At 68.9% G+C, this 16,670-nt stretch carries 21 protein-coding genes; 6 read left to right on the top strand and 15 right to left on the bottom strand.

Annotated features, from left to right (window positions below):
• Positions 1–39: 39 nt before the first annotated feature.
• From recO to B7K20_RS13070, 3 genes are all read right to left on the bottom strand, one after another.
• The gene (recO, locus tag B7K20_RS08610) at positions 40–777 is read right to left on the bottom strand and encodes a DNA repair protein RecO (RefSeq protein ID WP_084102119.1); all 738 of its coding nucleotides are present in this window, start codon (positions 775–777) and stop codon (positions 40–42) included.
• A 47-nt stretch (positions 778–824) separates the two neighbouring features.
• Positions 825–1,475 carry a TetR/AcrR family transcriptional regulator gene (locus tag B7K20_RS08615; RefSeq protein WP_084102120.1) on the bottom strand — a complete coding sequence of 217 codons (651 nt, stop codon included), beginning with the start codon at positions 1,473–1,475 and terminating at the stop codon, positions 825–827.
• A gap of 113 nt (positions 1,476–1,588) precedes the next feature.
• Complete coding sequence (locus B7K20_RS13070) at positions 1,589–1,753, bottom strand: hypothetical protein (RefSeq protein WP_159449368.1); 165 nt, start codon at positions 1,751–1,753, stop codon at positions 1,589–1,591.
• Positions 1,754–1,939: 186 nt separating this feature from the next.
• Here B7K20_RS13070 and B7K20_RS08620 point away from each other — a divergent pair, with 186 nt between their 5' ends.
• Both B7K20_RS08620 and B7K20_RS08625 read left to right on the top strand, forming a co-directional pair.
• The gene (locus tag B7K20_RS08620; RefSeq protein WP_234985781.1) at positions 1,940–2,986 is read left to right on the top strand and encodes an NAD(P)-dependent alcohol dehydrogenase; all 1,047 of its coding nucleotides are present in this window, start codon (positions 1,940–1,942) and stop codon (positions 2,984–2,986) included.
• Between the two features lie 43 nt (positions 2,987–3,029).
• On the top strand, positions 3,030–3,776 hold the full coding sequence (locus tag B7K20_RS08625; RefSeq protein WP_084102121.1) for a DUF4386 domain-containing protein: 747 nt from the start codon (positions 3,030–3,032) through the stop codon (positions 3,774–3,776).
• A gap of 75 nt (positions 3,777–3,851) precedes the next feature.
• On the opposite strand, the gene B7K20_RS08630 is transcribed toward B7K20_RS08625, so the two are convergent.
• The 11 genes from B7K20_RS08630 to hrcA form a co-directional block, all read right to left on the bottom strand.
• A complete protein-coding gene (locus B7K20_RS08630; RefSeq protein WP_084102122.1) occupies positions 3,852–4,274 on the bottom strand; it encodes a GNAT family acetyltransferase in 423 nt (140 codons plus the stop codon).
• Position 4,275: 1 nt separating this feature from the next.
• Positions 4,276–4,758 carry a hypothetical protein gene (locus B7K20_RS08635; protein ID WP_144018605.1) on the bottom strand — a complete coding sequence of 161 codons (483 nt, stop codon included), beginning with the start codon at positions 4,756–4,758 and terminating at the stop codon, positions 4,276–4,278.
• A 74-nt stretch (positions 4,759–4,832) separates the two neighbouring features.
• Positions 4,833–6,575 carry a 2-isopropylmalate synthase gene (leuA, locus tag B7K20_RS08640; RefSeq protein WP_084102124.1) on the bottom strand — a complete coding sequence of 581 codons (1,743 nt, stop codon included), beginning with the start codon at positions 6,573–6,575 and terminating at the stop codon, positions 4,833–4,835.
• Positions 6,576–6,756: 181 nt separating this feature from the next.
• A complete protein-coding gene (era, locus tag B7K20_RS08645; RefSeq protein WP_084102125.1) occupies positions 6,757–7,665 on the bottom strand; it encodes a GTPase Era in 909 nt (302 codons plus the stop codon).
• Entirely contained in the window at positions 7,658–8,914 is a 1,257-nt protein-coding gene (locus B7K20_RS08650) for a hemolysin family protein (RefSeq protein WP_084102126.1), read from the bottom strand. Before B7K20_RS08650 ends, era begins: the two co-directional genes overlap by 8 nt.
• A gap of 7 nt (positions 8,915–8,921) precedes the next feature.
• Positions 8,922–9,374, bottom strand: coding sequence for an rRNA maturation RNase YbeY (ybeY, locus tag B7K20_RS08655; protein WP_084102127.1), 453 nt, complete (start codon positions 9,372–9,374; stop codon positions 8,922–8,924).
• Positions 9,371–10,441, bottom strand: coding sequence for a PhoH family protein (locus B7K20_RS08660; protein WP_200809055.1), 1,071 nt, complete (start codon positions 10,439–10,441; stop codon positions 9,371–9,373). Before B7K20_RS08660 ends, ybeY begins: the two co-directional genes overlap by 4 nt.
• A complete protein-coding gene (locus B7K20_RS08665) occupies positions 10,426–10,767 on the bottom strand; it encodes an HIT domain-containing protein (protein ID WP_084102128.1) in 342 nt (113 codons plus the stop codon). Before B7K20_RS08665 ends, B7K20_RS08660 begins: the two co-directional genes overlap by 16 nt.
• Positions 10,768–10,771: 4 nt before the next feature.
• Positions 10,772–11,548 carry a 16S rRNA (uracil(1498)-N(3))-methyltransferase gene (locus tag B7K20_RS08670; protein ID WP_084102129.1) on the bottom strand — a complete coding sequence of 259 codons (777 nt, stop codon included), beginning with the start codon at positions 11,546–11,548 and terminating at the stop codon, positions 10,772–10,774.
• A gap of 3 nt (positions 11,549–11,551) precedes the next feature.
• Positions 11,552–12,685, bottom strand: a complete 1,134-nt coding sequence (gene dnaJ / locus B7K20_RS08675; protein WP_084102130.1) for a molecular chaperone DnaJ — start codon at positions 12,683–12,685, stop codon at positions 11,552–11,554.
• Positions 12,682–13,698: a heat-inducible transcriptional repressor HrcA gene (gene hrcA / locus B7K20_RS08680; RefSeq protein ID WP_084102131.1), complete on the bottom strand. Its 1,017-nt coding sequence runs from the start codon at positions 13,696–13,698 to the stop codon at positions 12,682–12,684. The genes dnaJ and hrcA overlap by 4 nt, the downstream gene beginning before the upstream one ends.
• A 156-nt stretch (positions 13,699–13,854) precedes the next feature.
• Between hrcA and B7K20_RS08685 the strand changes: the two genes are divergently transcribed.
• The 4 genes from B7K20_RS08685 to B7K20_RS08700 all read left to right on the top strand — a co-directional run bounded on the left by B7K20_RS08685 (position 13,855) and on the right by B7K20_RS08700 (position 15,476).
• Positions 13,855–14,148: a DUF4870 domain-containing protein gene (locus tag B7K20_RS08685; RefSeq protein ID WP_159449369.1), complete on the top strand. Its 294-nt coding sequence runs from the start codon at positions 13,855–13,857 to the stop codon at positions 14,146–14,148.
• Positions 14,149–14,227: 79 nt separating this feature from the next.
• Positions 14,228–14,536: a DUF4870 domain-containing protein gene (locus tag B7K20_RS08690; protein ID WP_159449370.1), complete on the top strand. Its 309-nt coding sequence runs from the start codon at positions 14,228–14,230 to the stop codon at positions 14,534–14,536.
• Positions 14,537–14,609: 73 nt separating this feature from the next.
• Positions 14,610–14,963, top strand: a complete 354-nt coding sequence (locus B7K20_RS08695; RefSeq protein ID WP_084102134.1) for a DUF4870 domain-containing protein — start codon at positions 14,610–14,612, stop codon at positions 14,961–14,963.
• Between the two features lie 99 nt (positions 14,964–15,062).
• Positions 15,063–15,476: a DUF4870 domain-containing protein gene (locus B7K20_RS08700; RefSeq protein WP_084102135.1), complete on the top strand. Its 414-nt coding sequence runs from the start codon at positions 15,063–15,065 to the stop codon at positions 15,474–15,476.
• Here the strand turns inward: B7K20_RS08700 and hemW are convergent.
• Positions 15,469–16,668 carry a radical SAM family heme chaperone HemW gene (gene hemW / locus B7K20_RS08705; protein ID WP_084102136.1) on the bottom strand — a complete coding sequence of 400 codons (1,200 nt, stop codon included), beginning with the start codon at positions 16,666–16,668 and terminating at the stop codon, positions 15,469–15,471. The two genes, B7K20_RS08700 and hemW, sit on opposite strands and share 8 nt — an antisense overlap.
• Positions 16,669–16,670 lie beyond the last annotated feature (2 nt).

The following is a 16,670-nucleotide window of genomic DNA, read 5'->3' on the forward strand; positions in this document are numbered from 1 at the left end:
CGAGGCGGGAGGCGCGTGGAGTGGCGTGCGTGGAGCGCGTCAGGCGCCGGTGCGGTCCACATGGGACAGGGAACGCACCTTGCGCTCAAGGTGGAACTGCGCGTACGCGGCGATCAGGCCCGCGGCGTCCTTGCGTGGGCGCTCTGCCGAGGCGTCGGCCTGCTGCCAGTCCCCGGCGAGCAGCGCCTCCAGCAGCGAGAAGGTCTCGGGCGCGGGAGCGGCGGCGCCGGGAGGGCGGCACGCCTCACACACGGCCCCTCCCCCTGCGACCGCGAAGGCACGGTGAGGCCCGGGGCGCCCGCAGGCGGCACAGTCGTCGAAACTGGGCTCGTAACCCGCGAGTGCGAGCGAGCGCAGCAGGAACGAGTCGAGCACCAGGCCCGGGTCGTGCGCGCGACGGCTGAGAGCCCCGAGCCCGCCGTGGAGCAGACGGTAGTGGTCGTACGAGGGCTCCTTCTCGTGGTCGACCAGCTTGTCGGTGGTCTCGACCATGGCGGTGGCGGCGGTGTACAGCGCGTAGTCCTCGGCGATCCGGCGGGCGTAGGGCTCCTTGGTCTCGACCTGGCTCACGATGTCGAGGCTGCGGCCCTCGTAGAGCTGCACATCGACGAGCATGAATGGCTCCATGCGCGACCCGATGCGGCTCGTGGTGCGCCGCACGCCCTTCGCAACGGCGCGCACCTTGCCGTAGCGGCGCGTGAGCATCGTGACAATGCGGTCCGCCTCACCCAGCTTGTGGGTGCGCAGGATGATCGCGTCGTCTCGGTACAGGGGCACGCCCTATTGTCTCCCGTCTGGCGCGTCGCGCGGGGAGGCGGCCTCGATCAGGCGGCAGCCGCGGCGAGCCCGTCGAGGATCATGTCGAGCCCCACATCAAAGGAAGCCCCGAAGGAGTAGCCGGGCTGCGCCACATGTTCCATGGCAAGACGGGTCATGTGGGGATAAAGCCCGGAGGTGAAGACCTCTGTCATCTGCTCGGCCACCTCGGCAAGGCCCTCACCGCCTTGGTCCGGCAGGTTGGCCTCCTCGATCGCGAAGCCATAGACGTAACTATCGAGGATGGCGTAGCCGTGCGCCATGAGGGCGAGCGGGAGCCCGCCCCGATCAAGGGTGGCAAGCATCGCCTCATGATGCCGGAGCAACTCGGGGCCCGGAGACCTCCTCGATTCGAGCAACGGCACGGCCCAGGAATGACGCACCAACACGGCGCGCGCCGAGCGGCAGCGTGTGCGGATCGCGTCGCGCCACTCCAGCTCCTCGGGCGGGAGTTCCATCTCACCGAACACCCGCTCCACCATCAGATCAAGAAGATCCTCCTTGCCAGCGACGTGTGTGTACATCGTCATGGGCTTGGTGCCGAGCTCTGCGGCGAGGGCTCTCATGGTGAGAGATTCGACGCCGTCACGATCCGCGAGGCCCATGGCCGCATCGACGATGCGATCCTGCGAGAGCTTCGCGCGAGTTGCGGGGGGCATGTGCGCATTCCTCCGTCGAGTCGAGTGAGGCGTAGGGCTGATCAAGTGTCACAGATGCGGGCTTGCGCATCGCCTATCCCGGACCGCGCGTGTCTCGCCGGCATGGCATCCCGTCAGTACGTGGCCGACGACATTTGGGCGATGCCGTACCCGAGGAGCGCGACCATGGCGCCCGAACTCACCATCAGCATGGACAGGATCGCCGGGATCGCATACCAGGGGTACTCCTTCTTTACTGGCTTGCTGGCGGGGTTCGCGGTGGACTCCTGGTGGGTCATGATCTTCTCCTACGGATTGTCGTACTTAGTACGCTTCCGAGCGTACGCCGTACTTAGTACGCAGTCAATGCCCCAGGTAAAGAGTCATGCTTGTCGCGAGCGTTTGCGCGTCGTACTTAGTACGTCTACGCTCGGATGCAGCAGGCGTACTAAGTACGAACACCGCTCATCCTCGGGAGGGACACCATGACCGCACACCACAGCACCACCACCGCAGCCACCGGCTCTGCCTCCGAGCACCCCGCGACGATGGCCGCGGCGGTCCAGCGTCACTACGCCGCACCGGAAGAGATCCACCTCGACAGCGTGGCCGTACCGCAGCCGGGCAAGGGCGAGGTACTCATCGAAGTTCACGCCGCTGGCGTCGATCGGGGTGTGTGGCACCTCGCCACGGGTCGCCCGTTCGTGATCCGCGCACTCGGGTTCGGCCTGCGTCGGCCCAAGCAGCCCGTGATGGGGTCCGACGTGGCCGGCGTCGTGACCGCCGTCGGCCCCGACGTCGACGCCTTTGAGGTGGGCGATGAGGCGTTCGGCACCGCAGACGGTTCCTATGCCCAGTTCGCGATCGCTCGAGCCGACAGGCTCGCGCACAAGCCCTCTGGACTCTCGATGGTCGACGCCGCCGCGATGCCGGTGTCGGCCGTTACCGCGATGGAGGCCGTCCACGATGCGGCCCGCGTCGAGGCCGGGCAACGCGTCCTTGTACTGGGCGCGTCGGGAGGGGTCGGCTCGTTCGCCGTACAGCTCGCTGTGGCCGCCGGAGCCCACGTCACCGGCGTGGCGAGCGAGGCAAAGGCGGCACTCGTGACCGCGCTGGGAGCCGAGCGCTCGATCGACTATCGCACCACCGACGTCACGGAGCTCGACGAGAGCTTCGACGTGATCATCGACGCCGGGAGTCTCACTTCGCTGCGCCGCCTGCGGCGCGTCCTCTCCCCCACGGGCGCGCTCGTCGTTGTCGGCGGCGAAGGCGGTGGCTCGCTCATCGGAGGCTCCGGCCGCGCACTCGTCGCCCCGCTGGTCTCGCTTTTCACCGGGCAGCGCCTCCTGGGCCTCATGTCAGCCACCACCGCTGCACACCTCGAGCGTCTCTCGGCGCTGGTGCAGGCCGGCGTGGTCCGGGCCGCGGTCGACAGCACCTACCCACTCGATGCCGCCGGCCAAGCCGTCACCGATCTGGCCGCGGGCCGTGTCGCGGGGAAGGCCGTAGTCACCATCCGCAACCGCGATTAATTACCCCTACCCCACACCGACCCAGCAGTCAGGAACGCACTCCATGAACACCCGCCATGACCTCGCTCCCGCCACCGCCGCGCGCCTTGCCGGCGTGGGGTACATCGCCATCGTGTTCCTCGCGATGGGCGCGAACTTCCTCGTCCGCAATGAGTTGGTCGTGCTCGACGACCCCGCGGCCACCATGCGCAACATCGCCGAGAACGAGACCACCTTCCGGCTCGGCATCGCTGGATTCTGCGCGATCGCCATGATTGACATCTTCATCGCATGGGCGCTCCACGTCCTCTTGCGTGTCACTGGTGAGCGCCGCTCACTTCTGGCCGCGTGGCTACGCCTCGCCTATACCGTGGCCTTCATCCCGGGTATCGCCTTCATGTACCTGGCGCTTCAGCTCTCTGTGGGAGGCGACCTGCTCGCAGGGCTCGAGGTGAGCCAACGGGAGGCGCTCACGGGGCTCGCCATGGAGGCCTTCGACATTGCCTGGCTGCTCGCGCTGGTCGCGTTCGGGCTTCACCTCACCGTGGTGGGACGCATCATCTTTGCCTCACGCATCGGCCCTCGCGCCCTCGGTGTCGGCCTCGTCATCGCGGGTATCGCCTACATCGCCGACACCTTCGCGCACGCCCTCCTCGCCAACTATGCCGAATTCGCCGGCGCGTTTCTCGCCGTCGTGGCCACCGCCTCGATCGTCACCGAGGTGTGGTTCATGGTCTGGCTGCTGGTGCGCGCCCCGCGCGCCGTGGGGGCGTTCCCCCGTGCCGAGCGGCCAACTCTCGCCACCGCCTAGCGGTCACGGAACCAGAGACTCGGGTCACCTCAACGGCGGTCCGGGGCTCTGTGGCGTCACTGGCGTGACCGACCTTTACTCGCCGATGACGCGCCCCAGGTTGAACGCGTCGAATTCCTCGAAGCCGACGGCGTCGTAGACCGCCAGGACGTCCTCGTTGGAGCGACGCACCTGCAGGTTGACCTTGACGCACCCGAGGATCTCGAGTTCGGCGATCGCGCGCTCGACGAGCATCCTGGCGATGCCCTCGCGGCGACGTTCGGGGTCCACGCCCAGGTGATAGAGCCAGCCTCGGTAGCCGTCATAGCCACCGAGGAGCGCGCCCACCACGGTGTCGCCGTCCGTCGCCACCCAGAACAGGTCGGGGTCGCGTGCGAGCTTACGTTCGATGACTCCCCGCGGCTCGTTGCGCGCGGGGTCGTCCGGGAAGCACGCCTCCCACAGCGCTACCACAGCGTCCGTGTCACGGGGGGCGAAGCGTCTGACGCGGGCGGGCATGCTACTCCTCGGGGGTCTTCTCGGTCTGGACGACGACCTCGACGCTCTGCCCGGCGGCGGCCTGTTCGATCTCGGCGTCCGTCGGTTCGTCGGGGAGCTGGTCGACCACGGCGGCAGGATCGGGCAGCGAGACCACCACGCGGTACATCACCTCGTCGTCGTACGCGGCACGGCAGGCGAAGGCCACGTCCGCGATGATCACGTCGTCGGGACAGATGAACGCGGTCACGTCCTCGGCATCGGTCGCCGACGTGATCGAGCCGATCACGTCGTCGGCGAGCGCATCGAAGGCGACGTCGGGCGCGCCGGTCCAACACTGACGCACGTAGGGATCCTCGACGGGAGTGAGCGCGTCCTGCTGGAGCTCCCCGCAGTCGATCGTGGTGAGCCCGTCAGAGGTGAGGTCGGGGAGGTTGTCGGCGGCGCGCTCGGCCTGCGCGGGGCCGGTGCAGCCGGCCGCGGCCAACGCAGCCGCGGCAAGCACCACGACCAGGCGACCACGGCATCGGCCACTCGAACGCGAAACGTCCGCCGCACGGCCGAGCGCGCCGCCGAGCCTCATCGAGCCGCTCGGTTCACCGCCGAGATGATCGCCTTGAGCGTCGCCGTGGTGATCGAGGGGTCGATGCCGACTCCCCAGTAGATCTCGTCGCCAATCTGGCACTCGACGTAGGCGGCGGCCTGGGCGTCGCCGCCGGTGGTCATGGCGTGCTCGTGATAGTCGAGCACCTCGACCTTGACGCCGCGGGTGCCGAGGGCCGCGACAAACGCCGCGACGGGGCCGTTGCCGGACGCCTCGATGGTGACGGCCGCGCCGTTGTCGGTGATGTCGGCCGCGAGGGTGTCCTCGCCCGCGTCCGTGCTGGTGGTCCGAGTGCCGCGCAGGGAGAAGCGTCCCCACTGCCCCTCGGCCGTAGGCGACGGCAGGTACTCGTCACGGAACGTCGTCCAGATGTTCTCGGCCGTCTGCTCCTTGCCCGAGGCATCGGCGACCACCTGGATCACGCGCGAGAACTCGATCTGCAGGCGGCGCGGCAGGTCGAGATTGCGCTCCGTCTTCAGCAGGTACGCGACGCCACCCTTGCCGGACTGGGCGTTGACGCGGATGACGGCCTCGTACGAGCGGCCCACGTCGCGCGGGTCGATCGGCAGGTACGGCACGCCCCACTCGATGTCGTCGACCGTGGCGCCCGCGGCATCGGCCTTCCTGTCCATCGCATCCAGGCCCTTCTTGATGGCGTCCTGGTGAGAGCCGGAGAAGGCGGTGTAGACCAGGTCGCCGCCCCACGGGTGGCGCGGGTGGACGTCGATCTGGTTGCAGTACTCGACGGTGCGGCGGATCTCGTCGATGTCGGAGAAGTCAATCTGGGGGTCGATGCCCTGGCTGAACAGGTTCATGCCCAGCGTCACCAGGTCCACGTTGCCGGTGCGCTCGCCGTTGCCGAACAGGCATCCCTCGATACGGTCGGCGCCTGCCATGTATCCCAGTTCCGCGGCGGCCACGGCGGTGCCGCGGTCGTTGTGGGGGTGCAGGCTCAGCACCACGGAGTCGCGGTAGTCGAGGTGGCGGTTCATCCACTCGATCGAGTCGGCGTACACGTTGGGCGTGGCCATCTCGACGGTCGCGGGCAGGTTGATGATGACCTTGCGCTCCGGGGTGGGCTTCCACACGTCCAGGACCGCGTTGCAGACCTTCACCGCGTACTCGAGCTCGGTGCCGGTGTAGGACTCGGGGCTGTACTCGTAGAAGACCTGGGTGTCCGGGATGGTCTCCTCGAACTTCTGGCACAGCATGGCACCGTGCGTGGCGATGTCCATGATCTCGTCCTCGTTGGCACGGAAGACGACCTCGCGCTGCAGGACGGATGTGGAATTGTACAGGTGCACGATGGCCTGCTTGGCGCCCTTGAGGGACTCATAGGTGCGCTCGATCAGGTGCTCGCGGGCCTGCGTGAGGACCTGGATCGTGACGTCATCGGGGATCCGGTCCTCCTCGATGAGGGCGCGGACAAAGTCGAAGTCGATCTGGCTGGCCGAGGGGAAGCCCACCTCGATCTCCTTGTAGCCCATGCGCACCAGCAGGTCGAACATGCGCATCTTGCGCTCGACGTTCATGGGCTCGATGAGGGCCTGGTTTCCGTCGCGCAGGTCCACGGCGCACCAGCGCGGGGCTTCGGTGATGGTCTGCGACGGCCACGTGCGGTCGGGCAGGTCAACCTTGATGATCTCGTGGAAGGGGCGGTACTTCTGGATCGGCATCGTGGAGGCGTTCTGCGCTCCGCCGGTGTAGTGCTCGCTCATGCTGTCGTCAATCCTTCGGGTCTCGGGGGCTTTCGCTCAGCCGGCGCACGAAACTCCGCGACGAGGATCCGGCCTGGGTCTAGGCCTCGTCGCGGCAGCGAAGGAGCAGCGAGCGTGCACGCATAGATTCACCATAGCGGACGGCCGATGCGTCAGTCACCATGCCGCCGCGAGGCGGCGGCTAGAACCCCAGGCGCCCCAGCTGCTTAGGGTCCCGCTGCCAGTCCTTCGCCACCTTGACGTGCAGGTCCAAGTACACACGCCGCCCAAGCAGGCGCTCGATGCCGGCGCGCGCGGTCGCCCCGACCTCCTTGAGGCGCGATCCCCCGCGGCCGATGATGATGCCCTTTTGGGACTCGCGCTCCACGAACAGGTGCGCACGAATCTCCAACACGTCGCGGTGCGCGTCCTCGGAGCCCGGCTCCACCATCTCCTCGATCACCACGGCGATCGAGTGGGGCAGCTCGTCGCGCACTCCCTCGAGCGCGGCCTCGCGGATGAGCTCCGCAATGCGCACGTCCTCGGGCTCATCCGTGACGTGACCCTCGGGATACAGCGCCGGCCCCGCAGGCAGGTGCTGGACGAGCACGTCGACCAGGGTGTCGATCTGGATGTCCTTGACCGAGGACACGGGCACGATGTCCGCCCACTCCCCCAGCTGAGACACGGCCAAGAGATGCTCCGCAACGCGCTCGCGCGACACCGCGTCGACCTTGGTGACGATGGCGACGACGGGAGCCTTGGCATCGGCCAGCTCGCGGGCGATCCATTTGTCGCCCGGCCCCACCTTCTCGTCGGCGGGGAGGCAAAATCCGATCACGTCGACCTCCGCGAAAGTCTCGCGCACCAGGTCGTTGAGGCGTTCGCCCAGCAACGTGCGGGGGCGGTGAAGCCCCGGCGTGTCGACCACGACCAGTTGAGCGTCCTCTCGGGTCAGCACGCCGCGAATCGCGCGCCGCGTGGTCTGGGGCCGGGACGACATGATCGCGACCTTTTCCCCCACCAGGGCGTTCATCAGCGTCGACTTGCCCACATTGGGCCGGCCCACAAAACATGCGAATCCGCTGCGGTGCGTCACGGTGTCAGTCATCCTCGTCCTCCTTCGGTGCGGCCTCGACGATCACCGAGGTGAGCCGTCGCCGCCTGCCCTCGACCCTGTCGGCCGTGAGCGTTACTCCATGAATGGTGCCCCGTGCGCCGCGAATCGGCACCTTGCCAATGGCCTTCGCCAACAGCCCCGCGGCGGTCTCGACGTCATCGTCGTCGATCTCGAGCTCGAACAGCTCGCCCAACTCGTCGAGCGGGAACCGCGCCGGGACGCGGAATCGCCCCTCACCCAGAGACTCGACGTCGGGCGCCAGGCGGTCGTGCTCGTCGACCACCTCGCCCACAATCTCCTCGAGAGCGTCCTCGATCGTCACGAGTCCGGCCACGCCGCCGTACTCGTCGACGACGATCGCCATGTGGAACACCTCGGACTGCATACGTCGCAGCAGGTCGTCCACCGGCACGGACTCGGGCACGAACTCTGGCTCGCGCATGAAATCGTCGACCGGTAACTCCAAGCCGCGCGAGTCATCCCAGGTGCGCTCCACGACGTCTTTGAGGTAGATCACACCCACGGTGTCGTCGACGCCGTCGCCGATCACGGGCACGCGCGAGAATCCCGAGCGCAGGAACAGCACCATCGCCTTGCGCGCGGGGGTGCCGGCCGCGATGGTGATCATGTCGGTGCGTGGCACCATCACCTCGCGCGTGAGGGTGTCGCCGAGCGAGACGACGGAGCGCAGCAGCTCCGCGTCCTCCTCTTCAAGCGCGTCCTGGGCCTGCTCGACGAGGTCCTCGGGCTCGGCCAGGGGCGGCGCCTGCAGTGCGGGCACCACGTGGCGCACCGGCGTGGTGAGACGAATGGACAGCCACGCGAGCGGCGCGAGCACGCGCACGGTCCCCAGGGGTTGGCCGCGCCCGATCTGGCGCGGCAGCGCGCGCACCAGCACGAGCGACAGGAATGCCGCGATCGCCGCGGCCAGGAGGGCGACGACAAAAACCGACCACCGCATCGGCGCCACGAGATCAGCCACGATCAAGGTGACGCCCACCAGGCCCACCGCCTCGAACGTCGCGTACGCGACGGAGGTGGCGGCGTCGGTCTGGGCGGCCGCGGCGGCCAGGCGGGCCGATGCCGTGGGTCGCCCGTCGGGGCGCCTCCCCTGGGCGAGCTCGCGCTCCTGCGCGTGTGGGAGTTGCTCGAACGCCGCGACCACGGCGTGCAGGATCGCCGCTCCCACCAGGCTCGTCCCGGCGATGAGCGCGAGGACGAGCAGCTGCGTCCCTGTCACGGGCCCCCTATCCGCGCCCGGCGAGGAACGTCAGCAGGAGCTTGCGCTGCAGCGCGAACATCTCCTTCTCCTCCTCGGGCTCGGCGTGGTCGTAGCCGAGCAGGTGGAGGATGCCGTGTGTGGTGAGCAGCAGCATCTCCTCCTCGGGGGTGTGGCCCGCGGTCTGGGCCTGGCGCGCCGCGACCGTGGGGCACACCACGATGTCCCCCAGCAGCCCGGCGGGCGTGGGCTCGTCGGCGGTGCCGGGGCGCAGCTCGTCCATGGGGAAGCTCAGGACGTCGGTGGGGCCGGGCTCGTCCATCCACTGAATGTGCAGCTGCTCCATGGCTGGCTCGTCGACGAAGATGATCGACAGCTCTGCGCCGTCCGCGACGTGCATCTCACGCAGCACGTACGTGGCGAGCTCGGAGAATTCGATCTCGTCGACGTCGATGTCGGTCTCGTTGTTGACGTCGATCATGAGCGCTCCTCCTTGAAGCGGCGCTGCTGGCCGCCGCCGCGCGGGGCGCGCGACTCGTCGGCCTTGGCGTAGGCGGTGATGATGTCCGAGACCAGGCGGTGGCGCACCACGTCTTGGGCGGACAGCTCGCAGATGGCAATGTCCTCGATGCCCTCGAGGATCTCGCGCGAGGCCCTGAGGCCCGAGCGCGTCCCGCCCGGCAGGTCCACTTGAGTGACGTCGCCCGTGACCACCATCGTCGAGCCGAACCCCAGACGTGTGAGGAACATCTTCATCTGTTCCTGGGTGGTGTTCTGTGCCTCGTCGAGGATGATGAACGCGTCATTGAGCGTGCGCCCACGCATGTACGCGAGCGGCGCCACTTCGATGGTGCCGGCCTCCATGAGGCGCGGGATCGACTCGGGATCCACCATGTCGTGCAGTGCGTCGTACAGCGGCCGCAGGTAGGGGTCGATCTTCTCGTTGAGGCCGCCGGGCAGGAACCCGAGCCGTTCGCCTGCCTCGACCGCGGGGCGGGTCAGCACGATGCGGTTGACCTTCTTGGCCTGCAACGCGGCGACGGCCTGGGCCATCGCGAGATAGGTCTTGCCGGTGCCCGCGGGGCCGATGCCGAACGTGATGGTGTGGCTCTCGATCGCCTCCACGTAGGCGGCCTGGCCCTCGGTCTTGGGCCGGATGGTGCGGCCGCGCGTGGACAGGATCGAGCGGCTGAGCACCGACACGGGACGGGCCGATGCGTCGGCCGGCTCCCGGCCCACCGCGCCCGCCGCTGCGGTCACCACGCCGCGCGCGCCCGCGAGCATGCGCACGCTCTCGCGCGCGACCTGCGGGGTCAGGGGCACGCCGGCGGCCATGACGGAGCGCAGTTCATCCACCGCGCCCGCGGCCGCGGCGACGTCCGCCTCGTCACCCGAAAAGGTGATCTCGTTGCCGCGCACCAGGATCTGGACGGAGGGGAAGGCCCGCTCGATTTCCCTCATCACGGCGTCGCCGGAGCCCATCAGCTCCTGCATGCGGTCCGCATCCTCGACGATGACGACCTGTCGTGTGCTCACGCAGGCTCCCATCCGAGCTCGCCGCCGCCCAAGACGTGGCCGTGGACGTGGAACACGCTCTGGCCGGCCTTGGCGCCGGTGTTGAAGATCCAGCGGAACTCGCCGTCGCACTCCTGGTCCGCAATCTGCTGCGCGGCGGCGGCCATGTGGGCCAGCAGCGCAGCGTCAGTCGCGGCCAGTTCCGCGACGTTGGGGACGTGCAGCCGCGGCACCACCAGCACGTGGGTGGGCGCCTTGGGTGCGATGTCGCGGAAGGCGATCACGTGGTCGTTCTCGAGGACCTTGTCGGCGGGGATGTCGCCCGCGACAATCCGGCAGAACAGGCAGTCGTCACTCATACGGCTAGCGTAGGCCCCCGCGCAAGGAGCCATCGGCCCAGGTGCCGCGCGAGGCCGCGAGCGCCGCGATGGCCGCCGGGCCCGCGCTCGAGGCGCGCAGGACGTGCGGGCCCAGCAGGACGGGCTCCGCGCCGGCGTCGGCAAGCAGGCCGATCTCGTCATCCGCGATGCCGCCCTCGGGGCCCACGATGAGCCACACCGGCTGGTCGGCGGCGGCCCAGGTGAGGGACGTGAGCGGGGTCGAGGCGTCCTCGTGGAGGACCAGCACCCTGGCTCCCGCGGCGACGGCGCGGTGCACCTGCCACGTGAGTTCCTTGGTGGTCACGACACCCTCGACGTCGGCGATGCGGGCCCGTCGCGACTGCTTGGTCGCCGCGAGCACCAGGTCCACCCACTTCTGGCGCGCCTTGTCTGCCTTGGGGCCGCGCCATTGCACGATGGCGCGCTGCGACGCCCACGGGATCACCGAGGTGACGCCCAGTTCCACCGAGGCCTCGACCGCTTGCTCGTCGCGGCCGCCCTTGGCGAGGGCCTGGACCAGGACGATTTCGGGGTCCTCGTCGCGCCCCACGGCGCCCACCCGCACGCTCATCGCGGCCGGCTGGGTCTCGAGAATCTCGCCGCGCACCCGTCGGCCATCGCCGTCGATGAGGTCGATGACCTCTCCGACCTCGCGTCTTTGCACCGTCACCGCGTGGCGAGCCTCCGCCCCGGTGACCGTGATCGTGTCGCCGACCGCGGCATCGGCCGCCTGGGGATCGACGAAGACGGGCGCGCTCACGGGTCAGCGACCCTTGAAGGCGTCGCGCAGGCGGTGGAAGACGCCGCCGCCCACGGGTGCGAGGTTCGCCTCGGGCATCTCCTCGCCGCGGAGGGCAGCGAGCTGGCGCAGCAGTTCGGCCTGCTCGTCGGTGATGTCGGTGGGGGTGTGCACATCGAGCTGGACGATGAGGTCGCCGCGCCCGGCGCGCTGGAGGCGGCCCACGCCGAGCCCCTTGAGCTTGACGCTCGAGCCCGCGTGGGTGCCCGGGCGTACCTCGACCGGCTGCTCGCCGTCGAAGGTGTCGACCATCATGGTCGCGCCCAGCGCGGCCGCGGTCATGGGGACCTCAAGCGTGCAGTGCAGGTCGTCTCCGCGGCGCTCGAATACCTCGTCGCGCTTTTCACGGATCTCGACGTAGAGGTCACCCTTCTGACCGCCAGCCACGCCGGCGTCGCCGCGGCCGGCGAGGCGGATCCGGGTTCCGGTCTCGACGCCCGCGGGAATGTCGACCTTGATGGTGTGACGCGAGTGCGTGCGTCCCTGTCCCGAGCAGTCGCCACACGGCGAGGGGATGGTGGTGCCGTAACCGCCGCACGCGGGGCACGGAGACGTGGTCATGACGTTGCCCAGGAGCGAGCGCGCCATCCGCTGCACCACGCCCTGGCCGTTGCACTGGCGGCACTGCTGAGGCTGGGTGCCCGGCGCGCAGCACGAGCCGTGGCAGGTCGAGCACACGTCGGCGAGGTCGACCTGGACCTCGCGGCTGACGCCGAACACGGCCTCCTTAAGGGTGACCGCGGTCTGCACCAGGGTGTCGCCGCCGCGCTGCGTGCGCGAGGCGGGACCACGCTGCTGGCCGCCAAACGGGCTGCCGCCGCCGAAGAACTGCTCGAAGATGTCCTCGAAGCCGAAGCCCTGGGGGCCTCCCTGCGCGCCTGCGTGGCCACCGCGCGGGTCCACGCCGCGGTCGTACTGTGCCTTCTTGTCGGCGTTGCCGAGCACCTCGTAGGCGGCTGCGACCTCCTTGAAGCGCTCCTCGCCGTCGGGACCGGCGACGTCGGGGTGCAGCTCGCGTGCGAGCTTGCGGTAGGCCTTCTTGATGTCCGCCTCGGAGGCGTCCCTGGAAAGCCCCAGGGTGGCGTAGTAATCGTTCACTCGTTCTCCACGACTCTCGACAGATAGCGGGCGACGGCACGCACGGCGGCCATCGTCCCTGGGTAGTCCATACGGGTGGGGCCCAAGGCGCCCAGCAGCGACGACGACTCTCCCGTCGGGCCGTAACCCGCCGCGACAATCGAGGTGCGCGCCAGCGCCTCGGTGTTGGTCTCGGCTCCGATGCGCACGGCCACGTCTTGGCCGGTGCCGGTCATCTCATGCAACAGTCTGAGCAGCACGACTTGTTCCTCGAGCGCGTCGAGGATGGGGCCAATCGCGTCGGATTCGAAGTCCGTGCTGGCCCTCGCCAGGTTGGACGTGCCAGCGAACACGACCCTGCGCACGGTGCCGCCCTTGGCGGCGGCCACCACCGCATCGGCCACCCCCGCGGCCCACACCACCTGGCCGGGGCGCGACACCCAGCGGGCAAGCGACTCGATCAGCGGCGCCGGGGTGTGCCCCACGGCCGCCTCGTTCAGGTCGCGCGCGACGGTCTCGAACTCGTCGTCGCTGGGTTCCATCCCGAGCGCGACGGTGGACTGTTCCACGCGGGCGTCGGCCGAGACCACCACGACCAGCGCACGATCGGTGCCGATGCGCACCAGCTCGACGCGGCGCACCGCGGACTCCCTGAGGCTCGGGTACTGCACCACGGCCACCTGGCGGGTGAGCTGGCTGAGCAGCCTCACAGACCGCTCGACGACGTCGTTGAGGTCGACGGCGTCGGACAGAAACGTGCGGATCGCGCGCTTGTGCGGGTCCTGGAGCGCCTGCGCGGCGACGTGGTCCACGAACGACCGATAGCCCGCATCGGTGGGGATGCGCCCCGCGGAGGTGTGGGGCTGCGCGATGAGCCCCTCCTCTTCGAGGATCGCCATGTCGTTGCGGATGGTCGCGGGGCTCACACCCAGGTGCCGCGACGATGCGAGCGCCTTCGATCCCACGGGCTCCGAGGTGGAGACGTAGCCCTCCACGATCGCGTGCAGGACGGCGCGGCGGCGGTCCTCGCTCATGCAATCCCTCCCGTGGGTCGTACTGGCACTCGCAGGGTTCGAGTGCTAATCCTAACGCGAGGGTGCGACAGGTAGCGTGAGCGCGGGAGGTGGGGCATGTCTCAGACACGGCGAAACGAGGGCGCCGGCGCGGCCGCGTGGGCTCAACTGGGTGCGGTGCTCGGCCCGCTCGTGCCATGGCTCGTGTGGCTCACCCAGCGCCGACGATCGGCGTGGGCGGCGGCGCAGGCGGCGGCCGCCACGAACTTCGGCACCCTGGTGCTCGCGGTGTTCGCCTCGGCGACCCTTGTGCGTGTTTTCGTGCCGCTGGTCGGATTTGTCGGTACATTGACACAGTTGGCGGTCGTCGTGGTGTCGCTTTCGCTGGGGATCCAGGGCTTTCGGGCGGTGCGCGGTGGTTTGCCGGCGACGTATCCCTATGAGATCAAGGTTGTGAGACGCCATGACTGACAGCACCACACCTCCCCCGCCTCCGCCCCACGACGGGCAGCCCTCCGGTGGTTCCGCTGGGGGTTCCAACGCCAACCTGATGCCTGCACTGGCACACATCACCACGCCGCTGGGGTTCTTGTTGCCTCTGATCTTCTGGCTCGTGGGCAAAGACCAGTCCTCGTTCGCCGATTCCGAGGGCAAGACTGCCCTGAACTTCGGCATCACCGTCACGATCGGCTACGTGATCTCCGCGATCATCGGCTTCATCCCGATCATCGGGCTGCTGTCGCTGCTGATCAACCTCGCGATCTTTGTCGTCGCGCTGATCTTCGGCATCCAGGGCTTCCAGGCCGCCCAGCAGGGCCGCTCGTACCGCTACCCGTTCACGCTCGACCTGGTGAAGTAGCCCCCACACGGCACCCGCCCCTCGCATCGGCCGGTCCGATACGAGGGGCGACGTGTGTGCAAGGCTTATCGCCATGACCGACAACTCTCCCAGCAACGCCTCCGGCAACGCGAATCTCATGGCGGTGCTCGCCCACGCCAGCGTCTTCACCGGCTTCCTGTTCCCGCTGATCTTCTGGCTCGTGGGCAAGGATCAGTCGTCGTTTGCCGACACCGAAGGCAAGAAGGCCCTCAACTTCGGCATCCTCGTCACCCTCGGGTACGTCGCGGCGAGCGTGCTGGGTGTCATCCCGTTCATCGGCTGGCTGTCGGGAATCGTCTCTGCCGCGGTCTTCGTGGTGGCCGTCATCTTCGGCATCCAGGGGGCGGTCACCGTCAACCGCGGCGTCGCGTACCGCTACCCCTTCACGATCGACGTGATCAAGTAGCCCCCGACCGTCCCTGACGGCGCACCCTGACATCCTCAGGGACACCAATCGATCAGGGGGCCGATGCCGTGGCTGGCTTGACCGTGCCAGGCTTTCCCTATGAGCGACAACAGTGTTCCCGCCTACGGCCAGCCTGCCGTCGAGCCGATGCTCGAGTCCGAGGCCCGCCAGTACTCGTTCCTGATCCACCTCATCGCCGCCATTGCGGTGGTGCTGTCGGCAGGATTCCTCGGCTTCGTGGCGCCGTTGGTCATCTGGTTGATGTTCCGCCAGCGCAGCGCCCTGGTCGACTTCCACGGCAAGCAGCAGCTCAACCTGCAGATCACGGTGTTGCTGGGCGGCCTCGCCGCCATGCTCGTGGGCCTCGCCCTCTTCGGAGTGGGGATCTTCCTCACCCTGCCGCTGTACTTCGCGTACTGGGTCTACTCGATCGTGATCTCGTTCATCGCGGCGAGCAAGGCCAACGCGGGTCAGTACTACCCGATCCGCTTCGCGGTCCCGTTCCTTAAGTAAGCAGCCGCACCGCGGCATCGGCCAACAGGCGGCCGCGCAGTGTGAGCCGAAGCGTTCCGCCGATCGCGGCACGGCCGTCGAGCACACCGTCAGCCACGAGCGACGCGATCTGCGCGGTGCGCGGCTCGGGCAGGTCCGCGACCGGCATGCCGTCGGCAAGTCGCAGGCGCAACATGACGGACTCGAGCGCCAGGTCGTCGTCGCTGAGGGGTTCGCGTTCCGCCGCAGGGTCCTCCCCCGCCGCAAGCCGCGCGGCGTAGGCGCGGGGAAGCTTGACGTTCCACCAGCGCTCGGCTCCTCTTGCGTCTCCCTCGGGACCGATACGCGGGCTCAGGTAGCTATGCGCCCCGGGGCCCACGCCCCACCAATCCTGGCTGGTCCAGTACGCGACGTTGTGTCGGCAACGCTGATCGGGCTCGCGCACCCAGTTGGACACCTCGTACCAGGCGTAGCCCGCCTCGGCGAGGCGTGCATCGGCCGCCTCGTACATATCCGCCTGCGTGTCGAGGTCCACCGCTTCGATCTCGCCGCGCTTCAACTGCCTGCCCATGCGCGTGCCGGGCTCGATGACCAGCGCGTAGGCGCTGATGTGGTCGGGCTCGAGCATGATCGCGGCGTCGAGGCTCGCGTGCCAGTCCTCGAGCGACTCCCCTGGCGTGCCGTAGATGAGGTCGAGGCTCACCGCGAGGCCCGCCTCGCGCGCCCACGCCACGGCGCGGCCCACGTTCTCGGGCCGATGCGTGCGTTCGAGCGTCGCGAGGACATGCGGCACCGCGGATTGCATGCCGAAGGACACCCGGGTGAAACCGGCCTGGGCAAGCGTGGCGAGCGACTCTCGCGTCACCGAGTCGGGGTTGGCCTCCGTGGTGACCTCGGCATCGGCCGTCAGCCCCCAGGTATCGCGCACGCCGTCGAGCATGGCGACCAACGCGCGTGGGTCGAGCATGGTGGGAGTGCCGCCGCCGAAGAAGACGGTGCGCGCCGGCCGCTCGTCGCCCGCCATGGCGCTGCGAGCCTGCGACATCTCCGCGAGCGCGGCGCCCACGTAGTCGTCGCGCGAGGAGAACTCGGCCTCGCCCGGCGCATACGTATTGAAGTCGCAGTAGCCGCACCGCACGGCGCAGAAGGGCACGTGGATGTAGACGCCGAAGTCACGCTCCGGCGCGGTCACGGTACGCACCGTGTCCGTCACCG

The sequence above is a fragment of the Demequina sp. NBRC 110051 genome (assembly GCF_002090055.1).
Taxonomy (GTDB): Bacteria; Actinomycetota; Actinomycetes; order Actinomycetales; family Demequinaceae; genus Demequina.

Excerpts from the sequence above, each read along its gene's own strand:
- era (WP_084102125.1), bottom strand. The coding sequence starts at position 7,665 with ATGACTGACACCGTGACGCACCGCAGCGGATTCGCATGTTTTGTGGGC.
- B7K20_RS08615 (WP_084102120.1), bottom strand. The coding sequence starts at position 1,475 with ATGCCCCCCGCAACTCGCGCGAAGCTCTCGCAGGATCGCATCGTCGAT.
- B7K20_RS08660 (WP_200809055.1), bottom strand. The coding sequence starts at position 10,441 with ATGGGAGCCTGCGTGAGCACACGACAGGTCGTCATCGTCGAGGATGCG.
- hrcA (WP_084102131.1), bottom strand. The coding sequence starts at position 13,698 with ATGAGCGAGGACCGCCGCCGCGCCGTCCTGCACGCGATCGTGGAGGGC.
- B7K20_RS08630 (WP_084102122.1), bottom strand. The coding sequence starts at position 4,274 with ATGCCCGCCCGCGTCAGACGCTTCGCCCCCCGTGACACGGACGCTGTG.
- B7K20_RS08700 (WP_084102135.1), top strand. The coding sequence starts at position 15,063 with ATGAGCGACAACAGTGTTCCCGCCTACGGCCAGCCTGCCGTCGAGCCG.
- B7K20_RS13070 (WP_159449368.1), bottom strand. The coding sequence starts at position 1,753 with ATGACCCACCAGGAGTCCACCGCGAACCCCGCCAGCAAGCCAGTAAAG.
- B7K20_RS08620 (WP_234985781.1), top strand. The coding sequence starts at position 1,940 with ATGACCGCACACCACAGCACCACCACCGCAGCCACCGGCTCTGCCTCC.
- B7K20_RS08690 (WP_159449370.1), top strand. The coding sequence starts at position 14,228 with ATGCCTGCACTGGCACACATCACCACGCCGCTGGGGTTCTTGTTGCCT.
- B7K20_RS08665 (WP_084102128.1), bottom strand. The coding sequence starts at position 10,767 with ATGAGTGACGACTGCCTGTTCTGCCGGATTGTCGCGGGCGACATCCCC.
- ybeY (WP_084102127.1), bottom strand. The coding sequence starts at position 9,374 with ATGATCGACGTCAACAACGAGACCGACATCGACGTCGACGAGATCGAA.
- B7K20_RS08625 (WP_084102121.1), top strand. The coding sequence starts at position 3,030 with ATGAACACCCGCCATGACCTCGCTCCCGCCACCGCCGCGCGCCTTGCC.
- B7K20_RS08695 (WP_084102134.1), top strand. The coding sequence starts at position 14,610 with ATGACCGACAACTCTCCCAGCAACGCCTCCGGCAACGCGAATCTCATG.
- leuA (WP_084102124.1), bottom strand. The coding sequence starts at position 6,575 with ATGAGCGAGCACTACACCGGCGGAGCGCAGAACGCCTCCACGATGCCG.